This is a genomic window from Plantibacter flavus (assembly GCF_002024505.1).
Classification (GTDB): domain Bacteria; phylum Actinomycetota; class Actinomycetes; order Actinomycetales; family Microbacteriaceae; genus Plantibacter; species Plantibacter flavus_A.
In genome coordinates, this window is sequence record NZ_CP019402.1 from 1,241,609 (window position 1) to 1,256,817 (window position 15,209).

Below are 15,209 nucleotides of genomic sequence, written 5' to 3' on the forward strand. Positions count from 1 at the left end.
TCAGGCGACGCCCGCCAGTCGGAGGAGTGCCGTGGTGAGGGCCGCCGCGAGGACGATGGCGACGAACGGCGCCTTCCTCCAGGCGAGGACGCCGGCCACCAGGACGCCCGAAAGTCGTGCGAATCCCGCGAACTGCTGGTCCTGGGTCAGGGCCGTGGTCGTGAGCACCGCCATGAGCAGGACGATGGCGGCGTCCGCGAGCAGGGTCTCGACCCGTTCCGAGACCTCGGCGCGGGTGCGCAGGAGTGGCCCGGCCAGGCGGAACGTGTAGGTGCCCACGGCGAGGACGAGGACCCCGACCAGCACGAGCATCGACTGGTTCACGCGGTGACCTCCGGCTTCAGCTGCTTCCGGCCGAAGCCGAACAGGAGGCCGACGAGCGACAACAGGACGGGGATCCCCGCCGGGAGGAACGGCGTCGCGGCGACGGCGACGACCGCGCCGACGAGCGCGGCTCGGCGCGTGCGGCGCTCGCGGAGGGCGGGGAAGATGAGGGCGAGCAGCACGGCGGGGAACATCACGTCGAGTCCGAAGGCGTCCGTGTCCTCGATCACGGTGCCGGCGAAGGCTCCGAGTGCCGCGCCCGCCGGCCAGCAGAGGAGGATGCCGAGGCCGCACGCCCAGAACGCGGCGCGCTTGCGCTCCAGGGTGTCCTGATCGAGCGCGAAGACCACGGATTCGTCGTTGAGGAGGTGTGTACCGAGCACGCGGCGCCAGCCCGTGCCGACGACCTCGTGGATCGCGAGGCCGAACGGCAGGTGACGGGCGTTCACCAGCAGCCCTGCCAGCGCTGCGGTGAGCGGACTCCCGCCGGCCGCGACGATCCCGACGAACAGGATCTCCGATGCGCCGGCGAGGACGAGCAAAGCGAGCGCCAGCACGACCCAGGGCTGGATGCCCGAGTGCACGGCGACGGCTCCGTAGGAGATGCCGACCAGTCCGTCGGCGACGCAGACCAGCGCGATGGCCCGCGTGGTCGGCCGACCGAGGTGACTCCATATCGAACGCACGTACACTATATTGAACGCGCACGAAGCGTTCGTCAAATCGAACGCGTAATACCCTGGAGCGAACGCATGACGCAGGTCGAACCATCCGACGACGGAGCACCGCACGCCGCGGTCGCGGCGGCGCTGACCCGCGAGCGGCAGCGAACCGGCCTCTCACTCGCGGAGGTGGCCCGTCGAGCCGGGATCGCGAAGTCGACCCTCTCGCAGCTGGAGGCGGGGCTCGGGAACCCGAGTCTCGAGACACTCTGGGCGCTCAGCGTCACCCTCGACGTCCCCTTCGCCCGCCTGGTCGAGCCGGTGCGACGGCCGGTCCAGGTCATCCGTGCCGGTGAGGGGCCGACCCTCGCCGCGTCCGGGGCGGACTACGTCGCGACGGTGTTGTCCGCCTGCCCGCCGAACGCCCGACGCGACATCTACCGCATCGTCGTCGAACCCGGGGAGCCGAGGCGCTCGGAGCCGCACATGCCGGGCGTCGTCGAGCACTGGATCCTCAGCACCGGTCGCGCGTCCATCGGGCCCGTCGGCGAGGAGGTCGAACTCGGTCCGGGGGACTACCTCGCCCACGCCGGGGACGTGCCCCACGTCTTCGAGGCACTCGAGCCGGGCACGACCGCCGTGGTGGTCACCGAACACGTCTGAGCACCTCGACAGGCTCGGTGACCAGGGCAGCTCGGTGACCAGGGCGACTCGGCGACCGGGGCGGCTCGACGGTTGATCAGCCGTCGATGACGTGCACGAGCTCGTCGATGAAGCCGGCGAAGTCCTCGGAACGGCGGATGATCCGGGCGACGCTCGAGCGCTCCGAGAACACCTCGACGAACTGGTCGAAGACCGTCTGGAACGCGGCGCGACCCGATTCGCTGAACGCCACGAGTGCGACGACGCTCACGCGCGCTCCGCCCCACTCCATCGGCGTCTCGTTCACCGCGATCGCGATGGCGGTCGAGTGCGCGGTCATCGCCATGGCGTGCGGCACGGCCAAGGTGTCGGTGAACGCCGTCGACGACATGCGCTCCCGCTCGATCGCGGCGGTGAGGTAGCTCTCGTCGATGATCCCCTGGGCGATCATGCGCTCGCCGAGCAGGCGGATCATGCCCTCCTCGTCTTCGGCGTGCGCGTTCCGGAGGAAGAGGTCCGGGTGGAAGTACTGCAGCAGTTCGTCGGTGATCTCCGACAAGCGGGACGACCTCCGCACGCGGCTGACCGCGCTCCGGACGCGCTCCACGTCGGCCGCGGTGAGGAAGGGTTGGATGACGACGATGCCGTCGGCAGGGGCCGGTGGCTCGATCGTCGTGAGCACGAGGTCGGTGTCGATGGCGGCCCAGTCGACATCGGTGCGGGTGATGACGGATCGGACGTCGAGGACGTCGCCCAGCTGCGATTCGACGCGTCGGCGGAGCACCTCGTGCATGTCGTAGTAGCCGGCGGAGACGATCGTGGAGCCGAGGAGGGCCTCCTTGCGGGCCTTCTGCTCGAGCTGGGCACCGACGTGCATCGCGATGTAGGCGATCTCGTCGTCGTTGATGATGATCGAGCCGTGCCGCTGCAGTTGGCTGGCGATGAAGACCGCGAGCTCGTAGATCATCGGGTACGAGGTCTTGATCGAGCGGGTCAGTGGATTGCGTGAGTAGGACTGGTCCTGTGCACGACGGATGAGGTTCTGGACGTGGAGGGTGAGCCGGACGATGAAGTCCTCGTCGGAGAGGTCGACGAGGTACTCGCGGCCGGCACGGTCGACGGCTTGACGGACGGCGGCGAGGTCGTCCTGGTTGACGTAGTCGTCGACGAGGACTTCGGCGGGAGCCCCACTGCCCGGCGTCACCACCCGCGTCACGAGCAGGTAGCTGAGGTACACGAGGTCGCCCTCGCCGAGCGCGACGTGGAAGTGGGCGTCGACGAGCCGCGCCAGATCCTCCGCGACCGCCTCGACCTCCGGGGTGCGCGGAGCGTGGTCGGCGGGCTCCGCCGGACGGTCCTTCGTGACCCGGTCGATGGCGATCGCGATGTGGAGCAGGACGTTCGCGATGCCGTACTCGTTCACGTAGTACCCGCGCGCGGTCAAGGCCTCGAGCAGCTCGCCCTTGAACGGGCTGAACTCGTTCGGCGCGAACGCCCGCTGGAGCGCCTCGAGCTCGACGATGCCGCGGTCGGTCTCGTCGCGGAACATGCGGCTGAGGAGCCGTCTCCGCTCCGTCTCACCGCCCGCCATCGTCACCGTCGATCCGGAACGGTCGAGCGTGAGGGCGGTGTCGGCGAGCATGGCGCGGACCCGGCCCAGGTCGCCCTCGACGGTCGACTCGCTGACGTGGAGCCGCTGTGCGGTCTCGTGCACGTCGATTCCCGAGGGCGCGCTGATGAGCAACCGGACGAGCCCGTAGAGCCGATCCCGGGGCGTCTCCGATTCGAACGCCGATGCGGCTCGTCGCCGGTAGACCGCGTAGCCGTCGGCGTTCAGTCGATACCCGTTCGGCCCGGACTCGACGACGTCGTGCGGTGCCGTGCGGGTGTTGACCGCCGTGACGTAGCTGCGCACGCTCCGCGGTGTGACGCCGAGCACCTCCGCGACCTCCGTGGCCGTCGTCCAGCCGTCCCGTCCCGCGAGGTAGCCGAGCATGCGGTCGTGTTTCTCGCGTGCCACGATGCCCTCTCCGTCGGTCGGCCGTCGCGCGGTCCGGGCGAACCGCTCCACCGAGTCAACCACCTTCCCGACTGCTTCCGCGCGTTCGACGACCTTTCCGCCCCGGCGGAAGAGCTTCTGGTGGAGCCGCGAGGGGCGCGACGGAATGATGGGTTGGTAGGCAATCGGCGGTTCTGGAGAAGGTTCGATGAAGATCCTGGTGATTTGCGGCGCGGGTGCGTCGAGCACGTTCATGGCCCAACGCCTGCGTCGCGCAGCAGCCGACCGATCGATCGACGTCTCCGTCGCGGCTGGTGCCGAATCGCAGGTCCTCGGCGGCACGATCGCCCTCGACGGTGTCGACGTCCTGCTCGTCGGCGCCCACCTCGCCGACCACGAGGCCGCGCTGCGCGCAGCGGCCGAGCCCACCGGCACCGCGGTCGCCGTCCTGCCCGGCGACGTCTTCGGCGTAGAGGGTGGCGCGCGAGCCCTCGAACTCGTCCTCTCGATCCACTCACCAACCAGGAGGTAACCCCATGGCAACTCGAACCGTCCGCATCGGCTCGTCGCACGGCCTGCATGCCAGGCCCGCGAAGCTGTTCACGCAGGCTGCGAAGGACGCCGGGGTTCCGGTGACGATCGCCAAGGGCAGCGGCAAGCCCGTCAACGCGGCGAGCATCCTCGGCGTGATCGCGCTCGCCGTCGAGCACGGCGACTACGTGACCCTGTCCGTCGACGGCGAGGGCGCCGCAGCCGAGGGCACCCTCGACACGCTCTCCGAGCTCCTGGTGACCGACCATGACGAGCAGTAGTCCGATGACCGCGTTCCAGGGCATCGGCATCGGCCAGGGTGTCGCCGTCGGCCCGGTGGCCCGCATGGCCGACCCGCTCCCCGCTCCCGCCGACGTCGCCAGCACCCTCGACCTCGCGACCGAGACCGAGCGCGCGAACACCTCCCTCGCTGCGGTCGCCCGCGAGCTCGAGGCCCGAGGCGCCGCCGCCGGTGGTGCTGCTCGTGACGTCCTCGAGGCCCAGGCGATGATGGCGGAGGACCCGACCCTCGCCGAGGAGATCGCCACGCGGCTCGCGGACGGCAAGACCGCCGAGTGGGCCGTCCACGCGGCCTTCGCCTCGTTCCGCGACCAGCTCGCCGCGATGGGCGGCTACCTCGGCGAGCGCGCCGCCGACCTCGACGACGTGTCGCAGCGGGTCATCGCCGACCTCATGGGCGTGCCGGCACCAGGCGTCCCCTCGCCCGGCCACCCGTTCATCCTCGTCGCCCGCGACCTCGCACCGGCCGACACCGCGCTGCTGGACCTCGACCTGGTCCTCGGCCTCGTCACGAGCGACGGCGGCCCGACCTCGCACACGGCGATCCTCGCCCGCGAGAAGTCGATCGTCGCGATCGTCGGCGTCGTCGGAGCAGCCGAGCTGACCGACGGCACGACGCTCGTCGTCGACGCGGCAGCCGGTGAGGTCACGGTCGATCCGACGCCCGAGCTCGTCGCCGCCACGGAGCAGCGCATCGCCGACCGCCTCGCGCTCGTGAACGCACCGGTCGTCCCCGGTGCGCTGGCCGACGGCACCCCGGTGCCGCTGCTCGCGAACCTGGGCTCGGCCGAGCACGCCGACGCCGCCGCAGAGCTCGGCGCCGAGGGTGTCGGCCTCTTCCGCACCGAGTTCCTGTTCCTCGACCAGGCGCTCGCGCCGACGGTCGAGCAGCAGCGCGCGCACTACGAGAAGCTCCTGAACGCCTTCCCCGGCCAGAAGGTCGTCGTGCGCGTCCTCGACGCCGGAGCCGACAAGCCGTTGGCGTTCCTCAACGACGCGCACGAGGACAACCCGGCGCTCGGACTCCGAGGCCTCCGTGCGCTGCGGGCGAGCGAGGACATCCTGCGCGAGCAGCTCACGGCGCTCGCCCAGGCCGACGCCGCGACGGACGCCGACCTCTGGGTCATGGCCCCGATGGTGTCGACCGTCGAGGAGACGAAGTACTTCATGGCGATCGCCACCGAGTACGGCCTGAAGACGCCCGGCGTCATGGTGGAGGTGCCGTCGAGCGCCCTCCTCGCCGACCGCGTCCTCGCCCACGCCGGATTCGCGTCGATCGGGACCAACGACCTCACGCAGTACACGCTCGCCGCGGACCGCCTGCTCGGTTCCGTCGGCGCGTTCCAGGACCCGTGGCACCCGGCGGTCCTCCGCCTCGTGCAGCTCGTCGGCGAAGCCGGCCAGCACCACGGCAAGCCGGTCGGCATCTGCGGCGAAGCAGCCGCCGACCCGCTCCTCGCCGTCGTCCTCGTCGGACTCGGCGCCACCACCCTGTCCATGTCACCGTCGGCGCTCGCCGACGTCCGTCACTCCCTCCAGCAGTACACGCTCGACGATGCCCGGCGCATCGCGGCAGCAGCACTGGCCGCCGACGGTGCGGCCGAAGCCAGGGCAGCGGCCACCGCTGCAACGACTCCCGAAATGAAAGAGGCAACATCATCATGACAACGACGTCTACTCCCAAGAAGCCGGGAGGTGCACGAGTCGGCGTACAGCGATTCGGCACCTTCCTCTCCGGCATGGTCATGCCGAACATCGCGGCCTTCATCGCCTGGGGCCTCATCACCGCGTTCTTCATCGCGACCGGCTGGTTCCCGAACGGGATCCTCGGCGGCTTCGGCAACGCCGACCTCATCGGCTGGCAGGGTGCCGCGACGGCGCTCGCGCAGGCCGACGACGGGACGACCTTCCCGCAGTACGTCGGCCTCGTCGGCCCGATGATCACGTACCTGCTCCCGCTGCTCATCGCGAACACCGGTGGCCGCATGATCTACGGTGAGCGCGGCGGCGTCGTCGCGTCCATCGCGACCATGGGTGTCATCGTCGGCAGCGCGATCCCGATGTTCATCGGTGCGATGATCATGGGCCCGCTCGCCGCGTGGCTCATGAAGCAGGTGGACCGGATCTGGGACGGCAAGATCAAGGCCGGCTTCGAGATGCTGGTCAACAACTTCTCCGCGGGTATCCTCGGGGCCCTCCTCGCCATCGGCGGCTTCTTCGGTATCGCACCGATCGTCACCGCGCTCAGCAGCTTCCTCGAGGGCATCGTCGACTGGCTCGTCGCCAACTCGCTCCTGCCGATCGCGAGCATCTTCATCGAGCCCGGCAAGATCCTCTTCCTCAACAACGCCATCAACCACGGTGTGCTGACCCCGCTCGGTGTCCAGCAGTCCGAGGAGACCGGCAAGTCGATCCTGTTCCTCCTCGAGGCGAACCCCGGCCCGGGCCTCGGCATCCTGCTCGCGTTCTGCTTCTTCGGCATCGGTCTCGCGAAGGCGTCGGCCCCCGGCGCGGTCATCATCCAGTTCTTCGGTGGCATCCACGAGATCTACTTCCCGTACGTGCTCATGAAGCCGATGCTGGTCCTGGCCGCGATCGGTGGCGGTATGGCCGGTGTGGCGACGAACGTCGCGTTCAACACGGGTCTCCGCGCCCCGGCCTCGCCCGGCAGCATCATCGCCGTGCTCATCCAGACTGCTCCCGACAGCTACGTCGGCGTGATCCTGTCGGTCATCGTCGCAGCCGCCGTCTCGTTCGCGATCTCCGCGATCATCCTGCGGGCCAGCCGGAAGCGCGACCTCGAGAACGAGAACGCCGGCGACCTCTCGGCCGCCGTCGCCGCGACCGAAGCCGCCAAGGGCAAGAAGTCGAGCGTGCTCGGCAACCTCTCCGCCGGAAGCGCCGCAGCCGGTGCGGACGTCGTCGACGAGGGCGTCGTCACGACGCTCGAGCGCGGCCCGATCCGCAACATCGTCTTCGCCTGCGACGCCGGTATGGGTTCGAGTGCGATGGGTGCCTCGGTGCTCCGCAACAAGATCAAGAAGGCCGGCATCGATGAGATCACCGTCACCAACAAGGCGATCGCGAACCTCGCCGACGACGTCGACCTCGTCATCACCCAGCGCGAGCTGACGGAGCGCGCGAAGGAGAAGACCCCGAGTGCCGTGCACATGTCGGTCGACAACTTCATGAACTCTCCGAAGTACGACGAAGTGGTGGAGTTGCTCCGCGGAGAGGGAGCACACTAGCAACGGAACGATCCCGGGGCGCACGCGAAGGGCGTGCGCCCCGGGGCTCCATCCACCGCCCTTCACCCGGCTCCGGACCGCACCGGCGGAGCCCCGCACGACGAATGCAGAGGAAGACATGTCGCAGGTACTGACCCAGGACCGGATCACCATCGTCACCGGGACGGTGACGCAGGAGGAGGCCATCCGCCGCGCTGCCGACGCCCTCGAAGCGGCCGGAGCCGTGACCGACGAGTACTTCGAGGCCATGCTCGCCCGCGAGCAGTCCGTGTCGACCTACATGGGCAACCTCCTCGCGATCCCGCACGGGACGAACGACGCGAAGGAGGCGGTCCGTGATTCCGCCCTGTCGTTCACCCGCTACGAGACCCCGATCGACTGGGACGGCGACGAGGTCCGCTTCGTCGTCGGCATCGCCGGCAAGGACGGCGGGCACATGGAGATCCTCTCCAAGATCGCCATCATCTTCTCCGAGGACGACGAGGTCGCCAAGCTGCTCGCAGCCGAGACGCCCGAGGAGCTCTACGCGCTCCTGAGCGAGGTCAACGAGTGATGCGAGCCGTCCACTTCGGCGCCGGCAACATCGGGCGCGGCTTCGTCGGTCTGCTCCTCCACGAGGGCGGCTACGAGGTCGTCTTCGCGGACGTCAACGCCGAGCTCATCGATGCGATCGCCTCGGCCGACAGCTACACGGTGCACGAGGTGGGCGACGGCGCGAAGGACACGGTCGTCACCGGGTTCCGCGCGATCAACAGCGCCACCGACGAGGAGGCCCTCGTCCAGGAGATCGCCGCCGCCGAGGTGGTGACCACCGCCGTCGGGCCGACCATCCTGCGCTTCGTCGCTCCGGTCATCGCGCGTGGGATCGCCGCGCGTCCGGCCGACGCCGCTCCGCTCGCCGTCATGGCCTGCGAGAACGCGATCAACGCCACCGACCTCCTCGCCACCGAGGTGCGCCAGGCGGTCGGCGACGAGGCCTGGGCGTCGCTTTCGGCCCGAGCCGTGTTCGCGAACACGGCCGTGGACCGCATCGTCCCGGGCCAGCCCGCCGGGCAGGGCATCGACGTGACCGTCGAGACCTTCTACGAGTGGGCCATCGAGACCCCGGCGTTCAACGGCTCCCTGCCGTCGATCCCCGGTGCCCACTTCGTCGAGGAGCTCGCGCCGTACATCGAGCGGAAGCTCTTCACCGTGAACACCGGCCACGCCTCCGTCGCCTACTTCGGTGCGCGCGCCGGTATCGGGACCATCGCCGAAGCGCTCGCCGAGCCGTCGATCGCCGCGGCCGTCGGCGCGGTGCTGGAGGAGACCTCCGCGCTGCTCGTCGCCAAGCACGGGCTCGACGTCGACGCGCAACGCGAGTACCGCGAGACGATCCTCCGTCGCTTCGCGAACGTGCACCTGCCCGACACCGTGGAGCGCGTCGGTCGGCAGCCGTTGCGCAAGCTGAGCCGGACCGAGCGGTTCATCGGGCCCGCCGCAGAACTGGCGGAGCGCGGCATGGCCCACGACGCACTCGTCTCGGCCATCGGTGCCGCGCTCGAGTTCGACGTCGCCGACGACGAGCAGAGTGTCCACCTGCAGGCGAAGCTCCACGAGCTCGCGCCGGGCATCTTCGTCGAGGAGGTCACCGGCCTCGCTCCCGAGCACCCGCTGGCTCCCGCGGTGCTCGCGCAGGTCGTCGCCCGACAGGCATCGCTCGCGTAACGCCCTTCGACAGGCTCAGGGACCGGGATCCGTCTGGACCCTGAGCCTGTCGCCGTTCCGGCCGCTTCCGGCCCCTGGGCCCGCCTCCGGCCGCCCGTCGTCGGTCCCTGAGCCGGCCTCCGGTCCCTGAGCCTGTCGAAGGGCCTCAGAACATCTTGCCCGGGTTGAGGAGGTTCTCGGGGTCGAAGAGCCGCTTGATCCCGTGCTGGAGCGCGAGCTGATCCTCGCCGAGCTCGTCGCCGAGCCAGCGCTTCTTGAGCAGGCCGATGCCGTGCTCGCCGGTGAGGGTGCCGCCGAGCCGCAGCGCCGTGGTGAAGAGGTCGTCGGCGGCCTGCCAGATGAGGTCGGGTACCTCGACACCCTCGAAGACGAAGTTCGGGTGGAGGTTGCCGTCGCCCGCGTGCGCGACCGTCGGGATGGAGATGCCGTAGCGGCGCTCGATCTCGCCGATCGCCGTGAACATCGCCGCCAACTGGCTGCGGGGGACCGACACGTCCTCGATGAGCGGGGTGCCGAACTGCTCGAGCGAGGGATGCAGGGCGCGGCGGACGGCCAACAGGTGCTCACCCGTCGCGTGGTCGGTGGACATCTCGGCACGCCCGCCGCCGGCGTGGAGCGCCTCGAGGATCGCGGCGGCCTCCGCCTCGGCGTTCGGGCCGTCGGTCTGGATCACGACGTGCGCCTCTCCGCTGTTCGGGATCGGCAGCTGCAGGTAGCGGTGCACGGCGACGAGCGCGACGGGGTCGAGCAGCTCCATGATCGACGGCTGGATACCGGATGCGGTGACGGCGGCGGTGGCCTCCGCGGCCGAGACGACACTGGGGAAGTACCCGGCGATGGTCGCGACGGTGCCCGGCGTCACGCGACGGATGCGGACGGTCGCCTCGACGATGACGCCGAGGACGCCCTCGGATCCGACCATGAGACTCGTGAGGTCGAGGCCGGTGACCCCCTTCACGCTCCGGTGCCCGACGCTGATGAGCCGTCCGTCGGCCAGGACGACCTTGAGGGCGAGGACGGCGTCGCGCGTCACGCCGTACTTGGCACAGAGCAGGCCACCGGCACCGGTCGCGATGTTCCCACCGACGGTCGAGATCGCGCGGCTCGCCGGGTCGGGCGCGAACCAGAGCCCCCTGGCGAGCAGGAGGTCGTTGAAGGCGCCGTTGATGATGCCCGGTTCGACCACCGCGAGGAGGTCGGGTTCGTTGATCTCCAGGACGCGCTGCATCTCGAGCGTCGACAGGACGATCTCGCCCGCGCCGCCGAGTGCGCCGCCGGCCAGTCCGGTACCGGCGCCGCGCGTCACGACCGGCGTCCCCGTCGCGGTGGCGATCCGCATGACCGTCTGGACGTCCTCGATGGAGCGTGCGGAGACCACGGCGATGGGTGGGGCGTCGGACACGTGACCCGACTTGTCGGACCGTGCGTCCGCGAGGACGGCGTCCGTCGTCGAGACCGCGTCGCCGAGGGCGTCACGGAGGGCGTCGAGGACGGTCGGCGTCGTCATCGCGGCAGGGCTGATCCGTCGGCCCAGACCGCCTGGACGTTCCACTGGTGGTCGAGGAGGACGGCGTCCGCGGCGTATCCCGGGGCCAGTCGTCCGAAGCGGTCGGCGAGGCCGAGGACACGGGCCGGGGTGCTCGTGAGCGCACCGACCGCCGCGTCCGCCGCGACACCACTGGTGATGGCGAGTCGGAGCGCCCGGTCGAGCGTCAGCGTCGAGCCGGCGATCGAGTCGCCTTCCACGAGCCGCGCCAGACCGTCGGTCACCTGGACCTCGAGCGCTCCCAGCAGGTAACGGCCGTCGGAGGAACCGGCTGCGGCCATCGCGTCGGTGATGAGTGCGACGCGGCCCGGGGCCTGCTCGAAGGCGAGCTTGGCGACGTCCGGGTGCACGTGTTCGCCGTCGAGGATGAGCTCGACCGTGACCCGCTCGTCGGCGAAGGAGGCGATGATCGGTCCGGGCGCACGGTGGTGGATCCCGTTCATCGCGTTGAACACGTGGGTGACGAGTCGGGCACCGAGATCGAACGCCGTCTTCGTCAGTGCCTCATCGGCGTCGGTGTGACCCACGGCGACGATGACGCCGGCCTCGACGAGGACCTGGATCGCCTCGAGGGCGTTCGGCAGCTCAGGGGCGATCGTGATCTGCCGGAGCGTGCCTCGGCTCGCGTCGATGAGGCGTTCGACGACGGCCGGGCTCGGGTCGATGAGCGCCCCGGGGTCGTGTGCGCCCTTCTTGGCCGGTGAGAGGAACGGACCTTCGAGGTGGGCTCCGAGGACCAGCGGATCCTCGGCGACGAGGTCGGCGATCCCCTCGAGACTCGCGACGAGGGCGTCGACCGGGTTCGACACGAGACTGATGAGCGTCCTCGTGGTCCCGTGCGCCCGGTGCACCGCGAGCGCGCGCCCGATGGCGTCGCGTCCGTCGTCGAAGGATGAACCGCCGCCGCCGTGGACGTGGAGGTCGATGAACCCCGGCGTGAGGTGGCCGCCGAGTGCGTCGAGGACGGATGCGTCGTCGCCGACGGGGAGGGACCGCCAGTCGTCGCCGGTACCGGTGGAGCGGATGACACCGTCGACCGCGTGCAGCCAGAAGGCGTCCTGGTGGCCGTCGACGTCGACCTTGGTGGCGGAGTGGATCAGGAGCTCGGTCATGCGAGCTGCTTCCGGCCGCGGATGACACCACTGGCCACGGCGACCACGGCGAAGACGGTCGCGATGATCGGCTGCCCGAGGTGCAACCAGGCGAGCGCCGCCGCCGCGAAGATGAGGAGCTCGACGACCGCCTGGCCGTAGAGGTCGATGCGGATCACGGCGCGCGGCGAGAGGAACAGCGCCCAGAGGATGATCGCCACGACCGGCGCGGCGATCCCGACGACCACGTTCAGGGGGAACGGCCACACCGCGACGCCCCAGAAGCCGAGCGAGAAGAAGGCGAAGAGTTCGAGGAAGAACCGCAGGATCTCGTTGGGGCCGATCTTCACATCGGCGGGAGTTCGTTCAGACACCACACGATTCTACGGCGCGTGGCCGCGAGCCCGCTCCGGGTCAGCGGAAGATGATCGTGCGCGCCCCGTCGAGGAGGACGCGGTCCTCGGCGAACCACTTCACCGCCTGGGTGAGGGTGCGGCTCTCCTCGTCCTGACCGATGGCGACGAGCTCCGCGGGGGAGCGGGAGTGGTCCACGCGGACGACGTTCTGCTCGATGATCGGTCCCTCGTCGAGGTCGCTCGTCACGAAGTGCGCGGTCGCACCGATGAGCTTGACGCCGCGCGCGTGCGCCTGCTTGTACGGGTTCGCGCCCTTGAAACCGGGCAGGAAGGAGTGGTGGATGTTAATGGCGCGACCGGCGAGGCGCTCGCAGAGCTCGGGGGACAGGATCTGCATGTACCTCGCGAGGACGACGAGCTCGATGTCGTGCTCCTCGACGGCCTCGACGACCCTGGCCTCGAACGCCGCCTTCGAGGCTGCGTCCGTCACGGGCAGCGCCTCGAAGGGCACGCCGTAGAAGGAGGCGAGATCGCGGAGCGAACCGTGGTTGCTGAGCACGAGGGGGATCTCGACCGGGAGCTGGCCGGCCCGCTGGCGGAAGAGCAGGTCGTTGACGCAGTGTGCCGCCGTCGAGGCCAGGACGAGCGTCCGGAGCGGGCGACCGACGACGTCGAGCCGCCACTGGAGGCCGTACCGCTCGACGACCGGTGCGATGGCCGCCTCGAAGCGCTCGCGCGAGACCGCAGCCTCGACCTGGAGCCGCATGAAGAACCGCCCGGTGTCATCGCTCGAGAACTGCTGGCTCTCGGTGATGTTGCCGTCGGCCTCGACGATCGCACCGCTGATCGCATGCACGATACCGGGCCGGTCCTCGCAGATGATCGAGAGCACCCAGTGGACGGAGCGCTCGTGCGTGGTCGATGGCACAGCGGAGGGATCGGTCGAGTTCGTCACCGACTCAGGTTACCGGGACCCGACCGCTCACGCCGCAGGGACGGACCGCTCGTCGACGAGGTCGGCGTGGGAGGACTGCCGCAGGTACGACCGAACCGTCTCACGGCTCTGCCGCAGGCAGTCGATGCGGGCGTCGATCGAGGCGATCTGCGCATGGAGCGACTCGGCCGTCGCGCGGGAGCAGTCGGGCACGGCACGCGAGGTGCGCGCGTCGTCGAGATCGAGGACCACGCGCACGAGACGGGTCGTGAGCCCCGCGTCGAACAGGTTGTCGACCGTGACGACGTGGTCGATCGCGGACGGTTCGTACTCGTCGGGCGCGTGCGACGCGCGCACGGGCGCCAGGAGTCCCTCCTCCTCGTAGGAGCGGAGCCGGGTGGCCGGGACACCCGTTCGTTCAGCGAGTTCTGCAATGCGCATGAGCGGCCTCTCTGTCACCTTCACGTCAGCTGCAACGTCGGATCGAGCCCTGCGCATTCCCGGCCTCGGGTAGACTCGTCCGCGGTCGCCGGATGTCGGTTGACCCTGGGCGCGCACATCAGCGCGTAGACGAACTCGTCCGCCACGTCCGCCGACGAGTGAACGCCATCGTTGGAGCAATCCGATGACCTCCTCTTCGCCCTCCTCGGCGCGCGCCGCCGAACCCACCAAGCCGTCGTCACCGCCGTTCCCCTGGGTCGGCCTGATCGCGCTCGCGGCGGGCACCTTCCTCTCCGTCACCGGCGAGATGATCCCGACCGGCCTCCTCCCGGAGATGAGCGCCTCGCTCGGCGTCACCGAGTCGCAGATTGGGCTCCTCGTCAGCGTGTTCGCGTTCACGGTGGTGCTGTCCAGCACCGCGCTCATCCACCTCACCAGGCGTGTGCCGCGACACGCGTTGCTCGTGGCCGTCATCGTCGTCCTCGGCGTGAGCACCGGTCTCGGCGCGCTCGCCCCGAACTACGAACTCCTCGTCGCCACCCGGGTGCTCGGCGGGCTCGCCCATGGTGTCTTCTGGGCGGTCGTCGGCGCGTACGCCGGTCACCTGGTCCCGAAGGAACAGCTCGCCCGTGCCGTGTCCGTGACGATCGCCGGAGGCACGCTCGCCTTCGTCCTCGGCGTCCCGCTCAGCACCGCGCTCGGGCACGCGCTCGGCTGGCGCCTCGCGTTCGGCGTGCTCGCCGCAGCCATGCTCCTCGGCGCCGTCGTCGTGTGGTGGAAGCTGCCGCCCGTCGGTCGGGAGGAGTCGCACGCGGCAGCCTCGGGTGCGACGGGCCGTGATCCGAGCGTCATCCCGGTCGCGATCGTCTGCATCGCGGTCGGCGTCATCATGGCGGGCCATTACGCGTTCTACACCTACATCGCACCGTTCCTCATCGGCGAGGTCGGTGTCCCGGCCGGCCAGCTCAGCATCCTCCTCCTCGTCTACGGCGTCGCAGGCGCGATCGGCCTCATCCTCACCGGCAGCGTCTTCGCGAGGCGTGCGACCACCGGCCTGTTCGTCGCCCTGACCGTGTCTGCCGCCATGGTGAGCGTCCTCGCCCTCTCAGCAGGGTGGCTTCCGGGCGCACTCGTCGCGTTCTTCCTCTGGGGGACGGCCTTCGGCATGCTGCCGCCGCTCATGCAGACGCGCCTCCTGCACGCGGCGAGCCCGCGCATCCGCGACACCGCGAACGCGTTCTACACGACCGCGTTCAACACGGGTATCGGTGGCGGTTCGGCGCTCGGCGCGTTGCTCCTCGCCGAGATCGGTCTCGGCGTGCTGCCGTGGGTGTACGTGTGCCTCGCCGTGGTCGCGACCTCGCTCCTCGCGGCGGACGTGCTGCGCACCCGCAGGCGCGAGTCGGTCTGATCGAGCCCGAGCCGTTG

16 protein-coding genes are annotated in these 15,209 nt (G+C 70.1%); 8 read left to right on the forward strand and 8 right to left on the reverse strand.

Annotated elements, in window-relative coordinates:
• Together BWO91_RS05800 and BWO91_RS05805 are read right to left on the reverse strand one after the other, a co-directional pair.
• Positions 1-324 (reverse strand): AzlD domain-containing protein, encoded by a 324-nt coding sequence (locus BWO91_RS05800; protein ID WP_240555698.1) that lies wholly within the window; start codon positions 322-324, stop codon positions 1-3.
• Positions 321-1,010, reverse strand: coding sequence for an AzlC family ABC transporter permease (locus BWO91_RS05805; protein WP_079003859.1), 690 nt, complete (start codon positions 1,008-1,010; stop codon positions 321-323). Before BWO91_RS05805 ends, BWO91_RS05800 begins: the two co-directional genes overlap by 4 nt.
• A 66-nt stretch (positions 1,011-1,076) precedes the next feature.
• Here BWO91_RS05805 and BWO91_RS05810 point away from each other — a divergent pair, with 66 nt between their 5' ends.
• Positions 1,077-1,649: a helix-turn-helix domain-containing protein gene (locus BWO91_RS05810; RefSeq protein ID WP_071259444.1), complete on the forward strand. Its 573-nt coding sequence runs from the start codon at positions 1,077-1,079 to the stop codon at positions 1,647-1,649.
• A 76-nt stretch (positions 1,650-1,725) separates the two neighbouring features.
• Here BWO91_RS05810 and BWO91_RS05815 read toward each other — a convergent pair whose 3' ends face one another.
• A complete protein-coding gene (locus BWO91_RS05815) occupies positions 1,726-3,711 on the reverse strand; it encodes a BglG family transcription antiterminator (protein ID WP_346425821.1) in 1,986 nt (661 codons plus the stop codon).
• A 124-nt stretch (positions 3,712-3,835) separates the two neighbouring features.
• On the opposite strand from BWO91_RS05815, the gene BWO91_RS05820 reads away from it, so the two are divergent.
• From BWO91_RS05820 to BWO91_RS05845, 6 genes are all read left to right on the forward strand, one after another.
• On the forward strand, positions 3,836-4,159 hold the full coding sequence (locus BWO91_RS05820) for a PTS sugar transporter subunit IIB (protein ID WP_079001753.1): 324 nt from the start codon (positions 3,836-3,838) through the stop codon (positions 4,157-4,159).
• Between the two features lie 4 nt (positions 4,160-4,163).
• Entirely contained in the window at positions 4,164-4,439 is a 276-nt protein-coding gene (locus BWO91_RS05825; protein ID WP_064296634.1) for an HPr family phosphocarrier protein, read from the forward strand.
• 4 nt (positions 4,440-4,443) lie between these two features.
• Positions 4,444-6,123: a phosphoenolpyruvate--protein phosphotransferase gene (gene ptsP, locus BWO91_RS05830; RefSeq protein WP_079001754.1), complete on the forward strand. Its 1,680-nt coding sequence runs from the start codon at positions 4,444-4,446 to the stop codon at positions 6,121-6,123.
• Positions 6,120-7,706, forward strand: a complete 1,587-nt coding sequence (locus BWO91_RS05835; RefSeq protein ID WP_064296633.1) for a PTS mannitol transporter subunit IICB — start codon at positions 6,120-6,122, stop codon at positions 7,704-7,706. The genes ptsP and BWO91_RS05835 overlap by 4 nt, the downstream gene beginning before the upstream one ends.
• Positions 7,707-7,824: 118 nt before the next feature.
• A complete protein-coding gene (locus tag BWO91_RS05840; RefSeq protein WP_064296632.1) occupies positions 7,825-8,259 on the forward strand; it encodes a PTS sugar transporter subunit IIA in 435 nt (144 codons plus the stop codon).
• Positions 8,259-9,413, forward strand: coding sequence for a mannitol-1-phosphate 5-dehydrogenase (locus BWO91_RS05845; protein WP_079001755.1), 1,155 nt, complete (start codon positions 8,259-8,261; stop codon positions 9,411-9,413). Before BWO91_RS05840 ends, BWO91_RS05845 begins: the two co-directional genes overlap by 1 nt.
• Positions 9,414-9,558: 145 nt before the next feature.
• Here the strand turns inward: BWO91_RS05845 and BWO91_RS05850 are convergent, their stop codons facing one another.
• From BWO91_RS05850 to BWO91_RS05870, 5 genes are read right to left on the reverse strand one after another with little or no spacing between them, the layout of a single operon-like run.
• Positions 9,559-10,920 carry an FAD-binding oxidoreductase gene (locus BWO91_RS05850; RefSeq protein ID WP_079001757.1) on the reverse strand — a complete coding sequence of 454 codons (1,362 nt, stop codon included), beginning with the start codon at positions 10,918-10,920 and terminating at the stop codon, positions 9,559-9,561.
• The gene (gene nagA / locus BWO91_RS05855; protein WP_079001759.1) at positions 10,917-12,071 is read right to left on the reverse strand and encodes an N-acetylglucosamine-6-phosphate deacetylase; all 1,155 of its coding nucleotides are present in this window, start codon (positions 12,069-12,071) and stop codon (positions 10,917-10,919) included. Before nagA ends, BWO91_RS05850 begins: the two co-directional genes overlap by 4 nt.
• Positions 12,068-12,424 carry a YrdB family protein gene (locus tag BWO91_RS05860; protein ID WP_231884415.1) on the reverse strand — a complete coding sequence of 119 codons (357 nt, stop codon included), beginning with the start codon at positions 12,422-12,424 and terminating at the stop codon, positions 12,068-12,070. The genes nagA and BWO91_RS05860 overlap by 4 nt, the downstream gene beginning before the upstream one ends.
• A 40-nt stretch (positions 12,425-12,464) precedes the next feature.
• On the reverse strand, positions 12,465-13,361 hold the full coding sequence (purU, locus tag BWO91_RS05865; RefSeq protein WP_369808468.1) for a formyltetrahydrofolate deformylase: 897 nt from the start codon (positions 13,359-13,361) through the stop codon (positions 12,465-12,467).
• A 27-nt stretch (positions 13,362-13,388) separates the two neighbouring features.
• Positions 13,389-13,781 (reverse strand): MerR family transcriptional regulator, encoded by a 393-nt coding sequence (locus BWO91_RS05870; protein ID WP_064296627.1) that lies wholly within the window; start codon positions 13,779-13,781, stop codon positions 13,389-13,391.
• A gap of 184 nt (positions 13,782-13,965) precedes the next feature.
• On the opposite strand from BWO91_RS05870, the gene BWO91_RS05875 reads away from it, so the two are divergent.
• Positions 13,966-15,192 carry an MFS transporter gene (locus tag BWO91_RS05875; protein WP_071259432.1) on the forward strand — a complete coding sequence of 409 codons (1,227 nt, stop codon included), beginning with the start codon at positions 13,966-13,968 and terminating at the stop codon, positions 15,190-15,192.
• The last annotated feature ends 17 nt before the right edge of the window (positions 15,193-15,209 follow it).

Coding starts and splice junctions, on each gene's coding strand:
- BWO91_RS05810 (WP_071259444.1), top strand. CDS start 1,077: ATGACGCAGGTCGAACCATCCGACGACGGAGCACCGCACGCCGCGGTC.
- BWO91_RS05875 (WP_071259432.1), top strand. CDS start 13,966: ATGACCTCCTCTTCGCCCTCCTCGGCGCGCGCCGCCGAACCCACCAAG.
- BWO91_RS05870 (WP_064296627.1), bottom strand. CDS start 13,781: ATGCGCATTGCAGAACTCGCTGAACGAACGGGTGTCCCGGCCACCCGG.
- BWO91_RS05845 (WP_079001755.1), top strand. CDS start 8,259: ATGCGAGCCGTCCACTTCGGCGCCGGCAACATCGGGCGCGGCTTCGTC.
- nagA (WP_079001759.1), bottom strand. CDS start 12,071: ATGACCGAGCTCCTGATCCACTCCGCCACCAAGGTCGACGTCGACGGC.
- BWO91_RS05820 (WP_079001753.1), top strand. CDS start 3,836: ATGAAGATCCTGGTGATTTGCGGCGCGGGTGCGTCGAGCACGTTCATG.
- BWO91_RS05835 (WP_064296633.1), top strand. CDS start 6,120: ATGACAACGACGTCTACTCCCAAGAAGCCGGGAGGTGCACGAGTCGGC.
- ptsP (WP_079001754.1), top strand. CDS start 4,444: ATGACCGCGTTCCAGGGCATCGGCATCGGCCAGGGTGTCGCCGTCGGC.
- BWO91_RS05850 (WP_079001757.1), bottom strand. CDS start 10,920: ATGACGACGCCGACCGTCCTCGACGCCCTCCGTGACGCCCTCGGCGAC.
- BWO91_RS05840 (WP_064296632.1), top strand. CDS start 7,825: ATGTCGCAGGTACTGACCCAGGACCGGATCACCATCGTCACCGGGACG.
- BWO91_RS05825 (WP_064296634.1), top strand. CDS start 4,164: ATGGCAACTCGAACCGTCCGCATCGGCTCGTCGCACGGCCTGCATGCC.